The 15,467-nt window shown below is 70.5% G+C and carries 14 protein-coding genes; 6 read left to right on the top strand and 8 right to left on the bottom strand.

Features of this window, described 5'->3' with window-relative positions:
• Positions 1-82: 82 nt before the first annotated feature.
• Positions 83-1,027, top strand: a complete 945-nt coding sequence (locus tag ON41_RS32545; RefSeq protein WP_040752042.1) for an aldo/keto reductase — start codon at positions 83-85, stop codon at positions 1,025-1,027.
• A gap of 4 nt (positions 1,028-1,031) precedes the next feature.
• On the opposite strand, the gene ON41_RS32540 is transcribed toward ON41_RS32545, so the two are convergent.
• The 7 genes from ON41_RS32540 to ON41_RS32510 all read right to left on the bottom strand — a co-directional run bounded on the left by ON41_RS32540 (position 1,032) and on the right by ON41_RS32510 (position 10,712).
• On the bottom strand, positions 1,032-2,774 hold the full coding sequence (locus ON41_RS32540; RefSeq protein ID WP_040752041.1) for an FAD-dependent oxidoreductase: 1,743 nt from the start codon (positions 2,772-2,774) through the stop codon (positions 1,032-1,034).
• Between the two features lie 95 nt (positions 2,775-2,869).
• Complete coding sequence (locus ON41_RS32535; RefSeq protein ID WP_157185709.1) at positions 2,870-4,111, bottom strand: PucR family transcriptional regulator; 1,242 nt, start codon at positions 4,109-4,111, stop codon at positions 2,870-2,872.
• A 290-nt stretch (positions 4,112-4,401) separates the two neighbouring features.
• Complete coding sequence (locus ON41_RS32530; protein WP_051163006.1) at positions 4,402-5,661, bottom strand: PucR family transcriptional regulator; 1,260 nt, start codon at positions 5,659-5,661, stop codon at positions 4,402-4,404.
• Between the two features lie 131 nt (positions 5,662-5,792).
• Positions 5,793-6,827: an alpha/beta hydrolase gene (locus ON41_RS32525; RefSeq protein ID WP_040752040.1), complete on the bottom strand. Its 1,035-nt coding sequence runs from the start codon at positions 6,825-6,827 to the stop codon at positions 5,793-5,795.
• 47 nt (positions 6,828-6,874) lie between these two features.
• On the bottom strand, positions 6,875-7,804 hold the full coding sequence (locus tag ON41_RS32520) for a glucosyl-3-phosphoglycerate synthase (RefSeq protein ID WP_040752039.1): 930 nt from the start codon (positions 7,802-7,804) through the stop codon (positions 6,875-6,877).
• An 18-nt stretch (positions 7,805-7,822) separates the two neighbouring features.
• Positions 7,823-9,454 carry a glycosyltransferase family 39 protein gene (locus ON41_RS32515; RefSeq protein ID WP_051163003.1) on the bottom strand — a complete coding sequence of 544 codons (1,632 nt, stop codon included), beginning with the start codon at positions 9,452-9,454 and terminating at the stop codon, positions 7,823-7,825.
• Between the two features lie 34 nt (positions 9,455-9,488).
• Complete coding sequence (locus ON41_RS32510) at positions 9,489-10,712, bottom strand: condensation domain-containing protein (RefSeq protein WP_246461683.1); 1,224 nt, start codon at positions 10,710-10,712, stop codon at positions 9,489-9,491.
• A gap of 489 nt (positions 10,713-11,201) precedes the next feature.
• On the opposite strand from ON41_RS32510, the gene ON41_RS32505 reads away from it, so the two are divergent.
• The 3 genes from ON41_RS32505 to ON41_RS32495 are packed head-to-tail and all read left to right on the top strand — an operon-like array spanning position 11,202 to position 13,984.
• The gene (locus ON41_RS32505) at positions 11,202-12,227 is read left to right on the top strand and encodes an alpha/beta hydrolase (protein WP_040752037.1); all 1,026 of its coding nucleotides are present in this window, start codon (positions 11,202-11,204) and stop codon (positions 12,225-12,227) included.
• A gap of 60 nt (positions 12,228-12,287) precedes the next feature.
• Positions 12,288-13,106, top strand: coding sequence for a maleylpyruvate isomerase family mycothiol-dependent enzyme (locus tag ON41_RS32500; protein ID WP_040752036.1), 819 nt, complete (start codon positions 12,288-12,290; stop codon positions 13,104-13,106).
• A gap of 59 nt (positions 13,107-13,165) precedes the next feature.
• Positions 13,166-13,984 (top strand): acyl-CoA thioesterase, encoded by an 819-nt coding sequence (locus ON41_RS32495; protein WP_040752035.1) that lies wholly within the window; start codon positions 13,166-13,168, stop codon positions 13,982-13,984.
• On the opposite strand, the gene ON41_RS32490 is transcribed toward ON41_RS32495, so the two are convergent.
• On the bottom strand, positions 13,981-14,622 hold the full coding sequence (locus ON41_RS32490; protein WP_040752034.1) for a TetR/AcrR family transcriptional regulator: 642 nt from the start codon (positions 14,620-14,622) through the stop codon (positions 13,981-13,983). The two genes, ON41_RS32495 and ON41_RS32490, sit on opposite strands and share 4 nt — an antisense overlap.
• A gap of 121 nt (positions 14,623-14,743) precedes the next feature.
• On the opposite strand from ON41_RS32490, the gene ON41_RS32485 reads away from it, so the two are divergent.
• The gene (locus tag ON41_RS32485) at positions 14,744-15,151 is read left to right on the top strand and encodes a Dabb family protein (protein ID WP_040752033.1); all 408 of its coding nucleotides are present in this window, start codon (positions 14,744-14,746) and stop codon (positions 15,149-15,151) included.
• 12 nt (positions 15,152-15,163) lie between these two features.
• Positions 15,164-15,466, top strand: coding sequence for a DUF1330 domain-containing protein (locus tag ON41_RS32480; RefSeq protein WP_040752031.1), 303 nt, complete (start codon positions 15,164-15,166; stop codon positions 15,464-15,466).
• Position 15,467 lies beyond the last annotated feature (1 nt).

The raw sequence follows: 15,467 nt of genomic DNA, 5'->3' as shown, positions 1-15,467 counted from the left end.
GGCGGCCATCGCGGTCTGCTGGGGATCGAACATTCCGACACGATCCCGGTGGTGCCGGGAAACGAGACTGGAGGTAGGCGATATGACGAGCAGGACCCCGGCGGTGGCGCTGGGCACGTGGGCCTGGGGAGACAGCGGCGAGGTGGGCGACGGCTATTTCGGCAGCCGGCTCACCGCGTCCGGCCTGCGAGAGGTCGTCGAGAAGGCGCAATCGAACGGGTTCACTCTGTGGGACACTGCGGTGGTGTACGGCATGGGCCACTCGGAGGAGGTCCTCGCGCAGGCGTTGAAGGGCTTCTCCCGCACCGAGTATCAGCTGTCGACGAAGTTCACCCCGCAGCTCGCGGGCGACGGCGACGATCCGGTCGCGGACATGCTGGAGCAGAGCCTCGACCGCCTGGGCACGGACTACCTGGATCTGTATTGGATCCACAACCCTGCCGACGTGGCCCGGTGGACTCCTCTCCTGATTCCGCTGCTGCGGCGCGGCAGGATCAAACATGTCGGCGTCTCGAACCACACTATGGAGGAGATCGCCCTCGCCGACCGGATTCTCGGCGAGGCCGGCTTCCGGGTGGAGGCGGTCCAGAACCACTACAGCCTCCTGTACCGGAGTTCCGAGCGCGCGGGCATCCTCGAGCACTGCCGCGCGCACGACGTGCGGTTCTTTTCCTACATGGTTCTCGAGCAAGGCGCGCTGACCGGCAGATACAGCCCGGCCCATCCGTTGCCGGAGGGCAGCGGCCGGGCGGCCGTGTACAACGGCATCCTGCCCCGGCTGCAGGCGCTGATCGAAAGGATGGGAGCGATCGGCGCGGACCGCGGCGCGCCCGCCGCCGACGTTGCCACCGCCTGGGCCATCGCCAAGGGCACTACCCCGATCATCGGGGTCACGAAGGCGGCTCACATCGACGGGTTGGTCCGAGCCCGCGGCATCGAACTCGCCGACGAGGAGATCGCGGAGCTGGAGACGCTGGCGGACGTCGCGGACGTCGACACGCGCGGCAGCTGGGAGCACGACATGTAGCAGCTCAGGCGGATTGGTCTCCACTCTGGTTCTCGGAGTCCCGGACCACGTAGAGCGGAAGGCGAAGGGCGGCTGGGGCTTCGGCGGGGACGGCGGGGTTCCGGGGACGGACGAGGGGGATGCGGCGGTAGGGGGAGCCCATGGGTGGGCGGGGGTCGGCCTCGTCGCGGTTGGGCCACAGGGCCGCCGCGCGCTCGGCCTGGGCCGCGATGGTCAGCGAGGGGTTGACGCCGAGGTTCGCCGAGATCGCCGATCCGTCCACGACACTCAGCGTCGGATAGCCCCAGACGCGGTGGTACGGATCGATGACGCCGTGCTCGGGATCGTCGCCGATGACGCAGCCGCCGATGAAGTGCGCGGTCATCGGCACGCCGAAGACGTCGGGCCAGGTGCTGCCGGGCGTGGCGCCGAGCTTCTCGGAGACCCGGCGGGTCACCTCGTGCCCGGGCGGGATCCACGTCGGATTGGGTTCGCCGTAGCCCTGTTTGCTGGTGACGCGGCGGCGGCCGAACAGGCCGCGCGTCGTGTAGGTCGTGATCGAATTGTCCAGGCTCTGCATGACCAGCAGGATCAGGGTCCGCTCGCTCCACTGCCGGGTGCGCAGCAGTCGCACGGTCATGACCGGGTGGGCGAACGCCGTCGCGAACACGCGGGCCCAGCGCGGGGTCCGGCGGCCGCCGTCGACCAGATAGGTCTGCAACAGCCCCATCGCGTTGGAGCCCTTGCCGTACCGCACCGGCTCGATGTGGGTGTCGGCCGTGGGGTGGAACGACGAGGTGATCGCGACGCCCGCGGTGAGATCGAGTCCGGGGTCGACCTGGGTGCGGCCGGAGCCGAGGATGGCCTCGGAATTGGTGCGCGTGAGCACTCCGAGCCGGGGCGAAAGATCCGGCAGCACACCGGAATCCCGCATGCGGAACAGCAGCTGCTGGGTTCCCCACGTGCCCGCGGCGAGCACGACGTGCCGGGCGGTGAACGTCCGCGGCCGGCGGCGCACCCAGGCCCCGGTGCGGCGGGTGTCGACCTTCCAGCCGCCGTCCGGCTGCGGGCGCAGCGCGGTCACCGTCGTCATCGGATGCACTCGGGCGCCGGCCTTTTCGGCCAGCCCGAGGTAGTTCTTGACGAGTGTGTTCTTCGCGCCGTGGCGGCAGCCGGTCATGCATTCGCCGCATTCGACACAGCCGGTGCGGTCCGGGCCGACGCCGCCGAAATACGGGTCCGGCACGGTCTTTCCGGGCTCGCCGAAGTAGACGCCCACCGGCGTCGGCACGTAGGTGTCGCCGACGCCCATATCGTCGGCGACCGATCGGATGATCTCGTCGGCGGGCGTGGTGTGCGGATTGCGGACCACTCCGAGCATCGCCTGCGCCTGCTCGTAGTGCGGGCTCAGTTCGGCGTCCCATTCGGTGATGTCGGCCCACTGTTTGTCACCGAAGAACGCCGGTCCCGGCTTGTAGAGGGTGTTGGCGTAGTTCAGCGAGCCGCCGCCGACACCCGCCCCGGCGAGGATGAAACAGTCCCGCAGCCGGTGAATGCGCTGAATCCCATAGCATTTCAGCCACGGGGCCCACAGGTAGCGGCGCATATCCCAGTTCGTGGCCGCGAAGTCCGCGTCGGCGAAGCGGCGTCCGGCCTCGAGGACCGCGACGCTGTATCCCTTCTCCGCCAACCGCAGCGCCGTGACGCTGCCACCGAATCCGGACCCGACGATCAGCACGTCGACATCGAACCGCCGCTCTGCGGCCATGGCCACCTCCTGGGTCCGACGCTAACAGCCCGGACCGCCGCCCCGACCGCACTTTGTGGCGACTACCAGTGCGGCCGCGAACGGAGGCCGAAGGTTCACAGTGCGCCGCTGACCTGCCCCGGATCGAAGATGCGCGTGACGACACTCGCCCGCAGATACCACAGGTCCGTGGGCGTATCCGGATTCAATCCGGTCAGCGCTGTGATCCGCTCCAGGCGGCGGCGGACCGCGCTCACCGAGATGCCCAGCCGCCGGGCCGCGGATTCCCGTTTGCACTGGGCGGCGAAATAGGCGTCGACGGTATCGAGCAGTTCGGGCTCGTTCTGCAACGGATCGAGCAGTGACCGCAGGTGCCGGTTCGCCGGGCCGGGCTGCACCAGCTGATACTCGCAGGCCAGCTCCTGGAACCGGTGCAGGCCCGGGCCCCGGCCCAGCCGCAGCGCCAGGTCCAGCAGCTGATGCGCGCGATCGGCGGCGCGCGGGATACGGTCGCGCGGCGCCGCCACGAAGGCCGCCGTGACCGGGGCGGACGCGGCCTCGCCCAGCCGATCGATCAGCGCGTCGAGGGTGCCGTCCCCCTCGTCGCCGGTCGTCGGGACCAGCACGGTCCCGCCGTCGACGCTCAGCAGCGACAGCGCCCGCTCCCCCGGCTCGCGCGCCAGTTCGGCCTGTACCCGGCGCAGTTTGCGGCGCGCGACCACACTGCCGTCGACGCGCGCGTCCTGCTCGTCGGGATGCTCACCCAGCGCCACCGCCAGCACCACATAGGTATCGGCGAGATCGACCCCGTTGCGGCGCGCCGTCGCCGGGTCGACGCGGCCGGTCAGCAACGCGGACACCAGCGTCTGCGAGGCGACCCGCCGCTCGCCGGTCATCGCCCGCACCTCGTTGACGTATCCGCGCGCGACCGCGGTCGACAGCGTGCGCAGCGCATCGATCAGCACGACGCCCGCCCCGTGCAGCCCGGCCACGAGGTCCGAGCCGTGCTGATCGCCGACGACGAGATCGGTGACGGCCTCGGCGGCGGCGTGCACGGCGTGCTGGATCACCTCGATCGGCAGCTGCCGGTCCGCCCACCGCGCGGCGATCGCCTCGAGCCGCGCCGCCGCCCGGTCGGGGACGCGCGTATTCGTGCGGGCGGCGGTGACGATCGCCTCCGTCACGCAGCGCACCACCGCGAGCAGGTCGCCGCGCACCCCCGGGCCCTGCCGCGTCCCGTCGGAGAGGTCGGCGAGCTCGAGGCCGTCCACGATCCGCCGCGACAGCGTCTGGTAATTCGGCGCGCCCGGGGACATCTCGGCCGCGGTAATTCCCCCGATCCCGTCGGTGACTGTCACGGCCGGCCTCCCGTATGGGAGAATTCACTATTCTGCGGCGAATTTCTCTGTGTTACTTCACTGAACGGCCACCGACGGCCGTGGCCGGAAATCGGCGCGCCCGGGCGATGGATGGTCATGACATTCCCCGTTCGACGATGCGAGGGCACATTTCTGCGCGGCGTAATTCGCCGGTGGGAAACTCTAACCCGAAGTACCGCACGGGGAACAGGCCGAAGTGCACATCGCTGCGCGGCGGCGTTGTGCACTATCGCCGGTGCGGTGCGTGGCGGGCGCACCGCGGCTATGGCTCAGTTGCTGTCGGTCACCCCGATGACGCGCACGATCTCCAGCGCCAGAGCCACTTGCAGCGGGCGCTGTTCCAGCGGCTGCGGCAGCAGGCCCCGCGCCCGGTCGAGGCGGTGCACGATGGTGTTGCGGTGGGTGAACAGCGCCCGCGCGGTCTGCGCGGTATTCGAGCCCTCGTGCAGGTAGACGCGCAGGGTCTCGCGCAGTTCGGCGTCGGCGGACACCAGGTTGCCCAGCGTCCGGGTGACGAATTCCCGGGCCCGCTCCTCGTCGCCCCCGGTGGCCAGCGCGACGACCTCGACCTCGTCGTAGGTGGCCAGCCGCTCCCCCGACGGCAGCCGCCGCATGAGCCGTTGCGCCGCAACGGCATCCAGGTGTGCCCGCCGGAAGCCGGCCATGCCCGCGCCCACCGAGCCGACCGCCATCCGCACCCCCGGCGCGGCCAGCGCGCGCCGGACCTCCGTCAGCGGCGGTAGTTCCTCGGCGGGCAGCCACACCCACAGCGTCGACGGGCTCGGCACGATCGTCAGCGGCTGCACCGATCCGGACGCCTGCGCGAGCGCGTTGACCGCCAGTTCGAGCGGTTCGGGCGCGGTGGGATACGAATCGCTCCACACGATCGCCGCCAGATGGGCGCGGTCCAATTCGTACCGCAGCCGTTCCCCGGCCCGGCCCGCGCTGATCGGCGCCCCGCCGAGAACGAGATTCAGGGTCTCCATCCGTTCGGTGTGATCGACGTACGCCAGTTCCCGGCGCTCGCGCTGGATGAGGTCGAAGACGCCGCCGAGGGTGTCGTCGATGAATGCGAAGATCGAGCCCATGACGACGTCCAGTAATTCCCGCACCTCGTACGGATCCGGACTCACGAAGAACGCCAGCTGAGTCCATTTCCGCACGGCCGCGTTCTGCCCGGCGTGGAAATTCGTGACGAGCATTTCGTCGAATCCGTGCCGCACCACCGCGCGGGCGATGTTCATGTTCTCGGCCGACAGATTAGGCGCCACCGGCATTCCGGGGGCATTCAGATTGGCCACGCACCAATGGGTGAGATTCGCCCGGACACAGGCGCGCACCGCCTCGGCCAGCGCGGGTTCGGCGGCGATCGCCGGGCTGGCCGCGGCCAGCGACGCGTCGTCCATCGCCTCGTACATCAGCTCCGGATGGTCGAGCACCATTTCCACGGCGGACCGCAGCAGGTCGGCGATCCGCTCGGAGGGCGGTTCCCAGTACCGCGAGCTCCCGCCGAAGGAATCACCCACCATTCCGCTCCTGCCGATCCGCCGCGGTCCTTGCCTATCGGTCGGCCAGGCTACGACACAACGGCTATGCCCGAAATGTGCTGCGGTGTCGATGATGACGGTCCACAGTCGGGCGGGTGGGGCGCCGATGAGACCTAACGGAGCGAGCGGTTCAGTGCGGTTTCGAACAGCGGCCAGGAACGGTGCAGGTCCTCCTGCCAGTACCCCCAGGAGTGCGTTCCGGTGGGCCGGAAATCGAAGGTGGCGGGGATATTCAGCTGTATGAGGCGGTCGTGGAGTTGCTGGGTGCACACGTTCGCCATGGCCTCCAGCGGCGACCCGAACAGCAGTTGCCAGGTGAGCTGGAGCAGATCGCCGCGGGTGCCCTGCGGGGTGTCGAGTTCGCCGGGGACGCCGGTGCCGGTGGAGACGTAGACGGCGGTGCCGCGCAGCCGGTCGGCGTGCAGGTACGGATCGTGGTCGGCCCAGGCCTGATCCGACAGCGGGCCCCACATGTTCAGGGCGTTGCCGCGCTGGCGGGCGACCACCGCCTGCACCATGGCCTGGCCCTGCGGATCGCTCGTGCGCACGCAGCCGCTGTAGGAGCCGATCGCCCGGTACAGCCGCGGCGCGGCCATCGCGAGCTGGAACACCGAGGTGCCCGCCATCGACAGGCCGGCGATCGCGTTGGCGCCGGTGCCGTTCAGGGCGGCGTCGACGATCGGCGGCAGTTCGGTGGTGAGGAAGGTGGACCAGCGCTGGCGGCCCAAAATGGGGTCGTCGGCCTGCCAGTCGGCGAAGTAGCTGCCCGCGCCGCCGATCGGGATGACGACGTTGACCTGCTTGTCCCGGAAGAACTCCGCGACGTCGGTCTCGTCGTACCAGCTGCCGTCGATACCGCCGTTGGCCCCGTTGAGCAGGTACAGCGTCGGCGCGGGCGTCTGCTCGTCCGCCGCGCGCAGCACCCGCGAGCGGATCACGGAGTTCATGGCGGCCGAGTGGACGTACAGGTCGAGGGCGCGACCCGGCCCGGGCTGGATGTGGTCGAGGCGGGAGCCGTCCGCCGCGGCCGCCTCGATCGGCGGTTGGGCTGCGGCCGTGGGGATTTCGGCGAGTTGCGGGACGGCCAACGCGAGCGCGAGGAGTAGCGCGCGTGCCGCCTGTGCGACGCGGTCGTGGTGTCCGGTCACGGTGGGTCCTCCGGGGGCGGGGCGGGGTCGTGACTCCCCGCGGGGTGTCACGGGGCGAGCAGGTGGGTGAGCAGATCGGCCATGGCGGGACGATCCTCGAGCGAGACGGGGGTGGTGTAGCGCCGCCAGCACGCGCCGTCGGGGCGGTACTGGGTCAGCCCGATTCCGGAGTCCTGGATACCGAGGCGGTCCAGCATGGTGGCGACGATCTGTCGGCTCATGACGGCGAGTTCGTGGGTGGGCCGGTTGCGGTGCACCCGCGTGCCGAGGTCGACCTGCCCGATGGCCGCCGCGCCGTGGCGGCGCCAGGTGTCGAGCAGGATCCCGATCTCGACGCCGTAGCCCGGCGCGAACGGCACGGCGGTCAGCAGGTCGCGGGTGGCGGCGTATTCGCCGCCGAGCGGCTGCACCACATCGGCCAGTTCGGGCGCCAGCGCGGCCAGCAGCGGGCGGGCGACCAGCTGCGTGACCCGGCCCCCGCCGTCGGCGTCACCCGACGGGTCGCCGCCCAGCGGCCGCCGGTAGCAGCCCTTCACCAGCCGCAGCCCGTCGTCGACCAGCAGCGGCGCGACCAGCGACGGCACGAAGCGCGGATCGGGTTCGCGCAGATCGGAATCGATGAAGACGACGATGTCGCCGGTGGTCACGGCCAGCGAGCGCCACAGCACCTCGCCCTTGCCGGGGCGCGGCGGCAGGGACGGCAGCGCCTCCTCCCGGGTGTACACGGCCGTGGCGCCGGCGGCGCGGGCGCGGGCGATGGTGGCGTCGGTCGATCCGGAGTCGACGACGACCAGTTCGTCGACCAGGGTTCCGACGAGGTCACGGATCGAGGCGATCACCCCGCCGACGGTGTCCTGTTCGTCGAGCGCCGGGATGACGACCGAGATGCCGCGCCCGCCTTTGTATTCCATCAGTTCCGGCAGCGACCACTCGCCCCGGAACCAGGCTGTTCCGGTGGTGTCGGTCGTGAGCGTCATCGAATCTCCTTGTGCGCGTCAGATGCCCGGGTCGAGCACGTTGGTGGTCAGTCCCGGCCAGGCATCGGCCCAGGAGCCGCGGGGACGGTCGCAGCGCCAGACCGCGAGCTTCCCGTCGATGCCGGGGAAACCGAGCCGGTCGTCGAGGCGGGCCACCGGCCGGACGTCGGAAAACACCCGGCGCAGTGCGGGTTCGGCGTTCACCGGTGCGACATACAGCACGGTGGTGGCGGTCTCGGGCGGAATTCCGAAGTAGGCGAATCCGCGATCGGGGCTGTAGACGGCGGGCAGACCGATCCCGGGCCGATCGAGAGCGCTTGCCTGCCAATAGGTCCGGGTGACGATCACGGCCCGCTCCCGCTCCGGCGGCGGCAGCACGCTGTACGCGGATACGACCGTGGCGCGCAGCCGATCCCACCCGCTGGTCCCGAACATCCGCAACCGCGTGGACAACTGACTCTGCGTCTCGGTGGGCCGGTCCAGCGCGGTGAGCGGCCGTGGCAGCGCGAACACCACGACCACCACGATCGCCGCGGAGATCACTGCCATAACCCCACCCGCGGCGGCAACCCACCGCCGCCCGAGCCCCAGCACCCACACCGCCCCGGCCGCGAACACCACCGGGAAAAGTCCTGCGAGATAGTAGGGCCGGGTACCGGTCGCCACCACGAACGAAATCTGGCACAGGATCGCCACCGCCAGATAACGGTTCGCCCCGTCGCTGGGGGATCCCGGCCAAAAGCGTGCCGGGAGAATGCGGGGCAAGGTCGCACGTCGGTGCGGTACCGCCGTGGCCGATGCCCACAGTCCCGCAAGCGCGAGGACCCCACCCAGCAGACCGACCAACAGCGCCAATTGCACTGGTAGACCGGCGGTTCCGCCGGTCGCGGCCTGTTGTTCGGCGCGGATCACCGAGCCCATGGCCAGCTGTGGCCAGCCGTGGCGCACCTGCCAGAGCACGCCCGGGAGCGCCGATACGGCCATCACCAGCGCGCCGATCCACAGGGCGGGACGGCGGAACAGTTCGCGCGGCCCGCAGACGGCGATGCCCGCGGCGAGACCGGCGAGCAGCACCGGCACCAGCAGTTTCACCTGTACGTCGAGGGCGGCCACCAGGGCGGCGGCGAGGAGCAGGCGGTCGTCGCGAATCCTGTTCCAGCGCACCAGCAACCAGACGACGGTCGCCATGAGGGTGGTGTCGAAGGCGAATGTCGAGAGGGTGGCGGCCTGGGTGACCAGGAACGGGCAGGTCGCGTACGCCAGCGCGGCGAGGACCTGCGCCCCGCGGCGGCCGCCGAACTCGCGGGCCAGCGCCGCCGCCACGACGATCGCCGCCGCGGTCGCGAGGATCGCCGGAAGCCGGAGCACCACAAGGGATCCCGGGGAGATCAGGTCGGCGGCGTGGGCCAGGAGCGGCACCAGCGGGCCCTGATCGACATAGCCGGGCGACAGCCGCCGCCCGGCCGCCAGGAAGTACAGCTCGTCGCCGAAGTAGTCGTACCGGCCGGCGCGCACCAGCAGGATCGCCGCGGCGGCTCCCGCGATCGCCAGCACCGGCCGGACAGCGAACCGCGCCGGCGACTCTCGTTCCGGCCCGGCGGAATCGACCGGCGAGTTTCCGGACCGGTCGCGGGCGGACGTCGTGGTCACGGGAAACTCCGCGCGCCTCCGGGCGGGCCGGGGTTCATGACGCCGTGACGGCCCGGATGCCGTAGTCCCCCTGGGCGGCCACCGTGGTGATGATCGCCGTCAGCGCCTTCACGTACCGGTCGATCGACTCGCGGGCCTGCGGGGTGTCCGGGAACAGCAGGCTCAGCTTGGTCTGCTCGGGCAGCCGGTTGACCCAGGTGAAGACCTCGCCCGCGGAGGCGCTGCTGCCGTACAGCCCGCCGTTGATCTTGTCGAACATCTCCGCACCGGTGATCTTGCGAACATCGACGTACGACAGCATCGGCGCCGTCCAGCCCGGACGGGTGCGAATGCCCATATCGGGGGTGGTCAGCTCCAGGACCCGGTGCAGCGAGACGTCGAGCAGATCCTTGGCGCTCTCGGCGGCCTCCTGGGCCGAGGCGACCAGCGTGGCGAAGGTGTCGTCCGCCCGGATCGCCACCGTCACCGGAATCAGGTTGGTATACCAGCCGATCGAGCCCGCCTCGCCCGGCGTGGCGCGCGTATTCGCGGGGGTGAAGCCGAAATACCAGTCCCGGCCGGCCAATTCCAGTTCCGCGATCGCGATCGCCGCGAACAGGCCGCCGAGGAACCGCCCGCCGTTGTCCACGCACACCTGCTCGAACCGCAGCGCGTCGGCCTCGCTCATCAGCGGGAGGGTCAGCTGCGCGCCACGCGTATAGCCCGCGCCGCCACCGAGATCGAGCGGGAAGGCCGGGACGTCACCGTCGTTGAGCTGCAGCAGTTCCACCCAGCGGCGCACCTCGGGAGAATCCGGCGTCAGCCGCGCATTGCGCTCGCGTTCCCGCGCGCAGTGGGCGATATGCCCCTCGACCTCCGCGATCGGCACCTGGCCGCCGGACAGTTCGCGGCCGTACAGCGTCAGCAGATCCACGCACGACAGCGCCTGTCCCACACCGTCGGTGTGCAGGTGGTCCACGGCCGCGTAGACGGTGAAGGAGTCGTCGCGCGCGATGACGCCGAAGCTGAAACAGTCCCAGTCGAACGCCTCCGGGGTCTCCTCCTGCACGTGCGCGCGAATGGCTTCGCTGTCGGTGAATTCGCCGTGATCGGTGGCGACGACATCGATATCCGAAGGATCCGCCACATGCCGGTCCAGCCGCCCGTCGGAATCGATCGAGAACCAGCTCGAGAATGTGTCGTGGCGGCGCAGAAAGGCATTCACCGTCCGGGTCATCGCGTCATAATCCGGCGCGCCCGGGATATCGAATGCGATCATGCACAAACGCGATACCCGGAACCCCGCGCCCGAATTCCGGTGCGTGGCCCGCAGATACGATTCCTGCTGATAGGAGGGGCCGGCCTCGTGCACCGGAGCCTCCCGTACCGCGGCCCGTGACCTCGGCGATGCCGTCCAGCTGGTGAGCCTTCCCGGCTCCGGATACCAATCGTCGAACAAGCCGAAATTGACCACTGATGCCCTCAATTCGTGCAGCACAGGATAACTCGGTGACCGGCCGGGTAACTTGCCGGTAACACGAATACGAGTTAACGACACCCTGGCGCATACGACTACCACCGCGCCGGAATCTTGTGACCTTCCCCAGGATCGGGCGACGGCCCCGACCGGTCGTCCCAATTCCGCACGTAACCGCTTGTCGCAGCGGAATATCCGGACCTACGGTGAGCGCATCGAACCGGTGGAACGGGAATTGATGGAGGTGTCGTGAGCAGTCGCGGCGAAAGATCGGCCCGGCGCGCCCGCGCCATGAAGCGGCTGCTGCTCGTACCGCTGCTCGCCGCCGGCCTGACGCCGCTGTCGCCCGCCGCCGCCGAATCGGGCGCCGGCGACCCCGCCCTGCTGCCCGGTATGACGGCGGCCGCCGAGGACGGATCCCACCTGGTCGCCGCGACCGACAGCGCCGACGGCATGCTCGCGCTACAGGTGCACTCGGCGGCGATGGGCGCCGACCTGACCGTGAAAGTCCGCCCCGCGCCGGATGATTCGCGGCCCGCGCCCGTGCTCTACCTGCTCAACGGGGCGAGCGGCGGCGCGGATTCCAGCAGCTGGACCGAACAGACCGATATCACCGAATTCTTCCGGGACAAGCAGGTCACCCTCGTCGTCCCGATGGGCGGCAACGGCAGCTACTTCGCCGACTGGCGCGCCGACGATCCGGTGCTCGGCCGCCAGCGCTGGACCACCTTCCTCACCCGGGAGCTGCCGCCGATCGTCGACTCCGCGTTCCGCGGCAGCGGCGCCAATGCCGTCGCGGGCATCTCCATGGCCGGTACGTCGGTCTTCCAGCTGGCGCTCGCCGCGCCGGGGTTGTATCGCGCGATCGGCTCCTACAGCGGCTGCGTGCAGACCAGCGACCTGCAAGGCCAGGCGTTCGTGGACGCGGTCGTGCTGCGCTGGCGCGGCAACCCCGCCAACCTGTGGGGCCCGCCGAACGATCCGACCTGGGCCGCCAACGATCCCTTCCTGCACGCCGACCGGTTGCGCGGCACCGCGGTGTACGTCTCCAACGGCTCCGGCTTCCCCGGCCCCTACGACACCCTGGACGGCCCCGGAATCCACGGCAACGGCGGCAAACTCATCGGCCAGCTGGTCAGCGGCGGCATCCTGGAGGCCATCACCCAGCGCTGCGCGGAATCCCTGCGCGACCGCCTCGACCAGCTGGACATCCCCGCCACCTTCGACATCCGCCCGGTCGGCACCCACTCGTGGGGCTACTGGCAGGACGACCTCCACCGCTCCTGGGAGCTGTTCGAACCCGCCCTGACCCGCTGATCCGCGACGCGCCGGAAAACCGTTCGCGTTCCCACCGGCGCCCCCGGTTGACTGGCGGCCATGATCCCCCTCGACACCCGGCCCCTCTTCCGCTCCGAACGGCGCGAGCTGATCGACCTGCTCGGAACGCTCGCACCGGCGGACTGGGAACTGCCGACCGTCTGCCCGGGGTGGGCCGTGCGGGATGTGACCGCGCATATCGTCAACGACCACCTGCGCCGCCTCTCCGGCAGCCGCGACGGGCACGCTGGGGCCACCTTCGCCGACGACGAGACGCTGCCCGTCTACCTGGACCGCACCAACGACGAATTCGTCCGGGCCATGCGGCAGTGCAGCCCGCGGGTCATGGTCGACCTGCTGGCACACCTCGGCCCGCAACTCGATTCCGTGTGGGCCGCAATGGATCCGGAGGGTCCCGCGGATCTGAACGTGTCCTGGGCGGGCGCCGGAACCTGCCCGGCGTGGCTCGACATCGCCCGCGACTACACCGAGTTCTGGGTGCATCAGCAGCAGATCCGCGACGCTGTCGGCCGACCGGGCGCGGACGACGCGGCGCTGGTGCGGCCGGTGGTCGTCACGTTCCTGCACGCACTGCCCGTCGCCCTGCGGGACGTGGTCCGCCCGGCCGGGACGGTCGTGAGCGTCGAGGTCACCGGTCCCGCCGGGGGACGCTGGGCGGTCGTCAGCGACGGCGGCGGGTGGGATCTCACCACCGCGGCCTGCGGCGATCCGGCCGCCTCGGTGCGGATGGATCAGGACACGGTGTGGCGGCTGGGCTGCCGGGCGGTCACCGTCGAGCAGGCGCGCGGGCGCGCCGATCTCCGGGGCGATCGGGAACTCGGGCTCGCCGCGACGACGCTGCTGGCGGTGGTCGCGTAGGGCGGTCGCGGCGGCATCGATAGTCTTCGACGGGACCACACCGACGATCAGGAGTTACCGTGACGCGAACGCTGCCGCATCCGTTCGATCTCGCCACCGAGCTGGCCGCGGTGGGCGACGGGCGGTTCGCCGGCCGGACCGCGGCGCCGTACGCGAATATGGTCGGGCCGTTCGGCGGGATCACCGCCGCGACGCTGATGCGCGCGATCCTGGACGACCCCCGGCGCCTGGCCGAGCCGGTGTCGCTGACGGTCAACTTCGCGGGACCGGTCGCCGACGGTCCGTTCGAGATCGACGCGCGGCCGGTGCGCACCAATCGCAGCACCCAGCACTGGTTGCTGACCATGAGCCAGGACGACGCCGTAACCACCACGGCGACAGCGGTTTTCGCGAACCGGCGGCCGACGTGGGCGGCCACCGAGCTGACCCCGCCCGCCGCACCGCCGGCCGCGTCGGTGCCGGTGTCGGAGGTGCCGGAGTTCATCGCCTGGGTGGGCAATTACGAGATGCGCTTCGTCGAGGGCGCCGTCGCCGAGATCGAGGCGGGCCGCCCGTCGTCGTCCACCTCGACGCTCTGGGTGCGCGACGAGCCGCCGCGCCCGCTCGACTATCCCGCGCTCACGGCGCTGAGCGATGTGTTCTTTCCGCGCGTCATGCACCGGCTGGGCCGCATCGTCCCGGCCGGGACCGTCTCGATGACGGTGTACTTCCACGCCACGGCCGACCTGCTCGCGGCCCAGGGCGACGACCCGATCCTGGCCACCGCGCGCGCCCAGCATTTCGGCAACGGCTACTTCGATCAGTCGGCGCAGCTGTGGACCGCGGACGGCGAACTCCTGGTCACCAGCCACCAGCTCGTGTACTTCAAGGACGCCTAGGGGCGTGGTGAGCGCGCGTAGGCGGCGGTGAATGTGGCGACCGCCGCCGTCGCGATCGCGCGGAGTTCGGCGGTCCGGACGGTGCGGGTGCCCATGCGCGAGCGGTTCTCCAGCGGGGCCGTGAGCAGGGCGAGGAACTGTTCGGCGGCGGTCGCGGGGTCGTCGGTGCGCAGGCGTCCGGCGAGGGCGAGCCTGGCCAGGCGGTCGGTCAGCGCGTCCAGGGTGCGCACGCCGGTGCGGTCGCGGGCCAGTTCGACCAGTTCCGGATGGGTCGGCGACTGGCCGTAGGCGAGCCGGCGCAGGGCGCGCGAGCGGTCGTCGTTGCAGATGCGCAGCAGCCGGTAGGCCACGTCCTCCAGCGCCGCGGGCAGGTCGGCGCCCGGGGCGCGCAGGCGGTCGAGGACGGCGACGCAATCGGCCCCGACGGCGTCGGCGACCACGGCGATCGACTCGCGCAGCAGGCTGTGCTTATCGCTGAGGTGGTTGTAGACGGTGGGTTTGGCGACGCCCGCCTCGGTGGCGATGTCCTGTACGCACGCCTGCTCGAAGCCCTTGCGGGCGAAGACCGCGAAGGCCGCGTCGAGGATCGCCTGCCGCTTGTCGATGCGGCCCCGCGCCGCCGTCTGTCCCGCTGCCATTCCCGCAGCTTATCCGCCCCGGCCCCGATCTGTACCCGCTGGTTCATTCGGATGTACGGATTGACAAAACTGTATGGACCACTAATCTGAACTCACTGGTTCAGTTCGAGGAGGTATTGCCTTGATAGTCAACATCCTACGATTCCGCTTCAAGGACTCGGCCGATGCCGAGACCCGCGCCGCGGCGCTGGCGGCGATGCGCCGGACGGCGGCCGTGGAGTCGGTCTCGTTCGCCACCGTCGGCCAGGATCTCGGCGATCCGGCCGAGGGTTTCACGCACGCCTACTGCGTCGGGGTCGCGGATCTCGCCGCGCTGGAACGCTATCTGTACGACCCGGTGCATCTCGCGGGCGACGACGAGATCCTCCCCCACCTCGAGCGGCTGGCCCCGGCCCGGCTGTCCGACGATCCGGATCCGGAACTCGGGGCGAAGATTCACGGCCTCCACCTCCAGAAGGTCCGGACCTATCCGGAATGGGGCCGGCTGTTGGAATCTATTCCCGAGACCACCGTCCGCACCCGTTCCTGACCGGAGTTCCCCTTGCCCGCTTACGTTCTCGTCGAAGCCACCAATCTGGACGCCGTCCGCGCCACCGAATACCGCCATCTCGCGGAGGCATCCATCGCCTCCTACGGCGGCCGCTATCTGATCCAGGGGGCCACCCCGGAGGTCGCCGAGGGCGAATGGCCCGCCGGCCGGGTGGTGACGGCCATCGAGTTCCCGTCCGTCGACCGCATCCGGGAGTGGTATCACTCCCCCGAATACCAGGAGGCCATCGCCGTCCGGGCGGGCGCGATCGACCTGCGCCTGCTGTTCGTGGAGGGAGTCGCCGGACCCTGGTGAC

The organism is Nocardia transvalensis NBRC 15921 (assembly GCF_000308875.1).
In the GTDB taxonomy this organism is placed as follows: domain Bacteria; phylum Actinomycetota; class Actinomycetes; order Mycobacteriales; family Mycobacteriaceae; genus Nocardia; species Nocardia transvalensis.
Note: the sequence above shows the minus strand (reverse complement) of the source record. Positions and strands in the feature narration are given on the sequence as shown.

Coding starts and splice junctions, on each gene's coding strand:
- ON41_RS32510 (WP_246461683.1), bottom strand. CDS start 10,712: ATGATCGCATTCGATATCCCGGGCGCGCCGGATTATGACGCGATGACC.
- ON41_RS32530 (WP_051163006.1), bottom strand. CDS start 5,661: ATGGTGGGTGATTCCTTCGGCGGGAGCTCGCGGTACTGGGAACCGCCC.
- ON41_RS32520 (WP_040752039.1), bottom strand. CDS start 7,804: ATGACGCTCACGACCGACACCACCGGAACAGCCTGGTTCCGGGGCGAG.
- ON41_RS32490 (WP_040752034.1), bottom strand. CDS start 14,622: ATGGCAGCGGGACAGACGGCGGCGCGGGGCCGCATCGACAAGCGGCAG.
- ON41_RS32500 (WP_040752036.1), top strand. CDS start 12,288: ATGATCCCCCTCGACACCCGGCCCCTCTTCCGCTCCGAACGGCGCGAG.
- ON41_RS32505 (WP_040752037.1), top strand. CDS start 11,202: ATGAAGCGGCTGCTGCTCGTACCGCTGCTCGCCGCCGGCCTGACGCCG.
- ON41_RS32540 (WP_040752041.1), bottom strand. CDS start 2,774: ATGGCCGCAGAGCGGCGGTTCGATGTCGACGTGCTGATCGTCGGGTCC.
- ON41_RS32545 (WP_040752042.1), top strand. CDS start 83: ATGACGAGCAGGACCCCGGCGGTGGCGCTGGGCACGTGGGCCTGGGGA.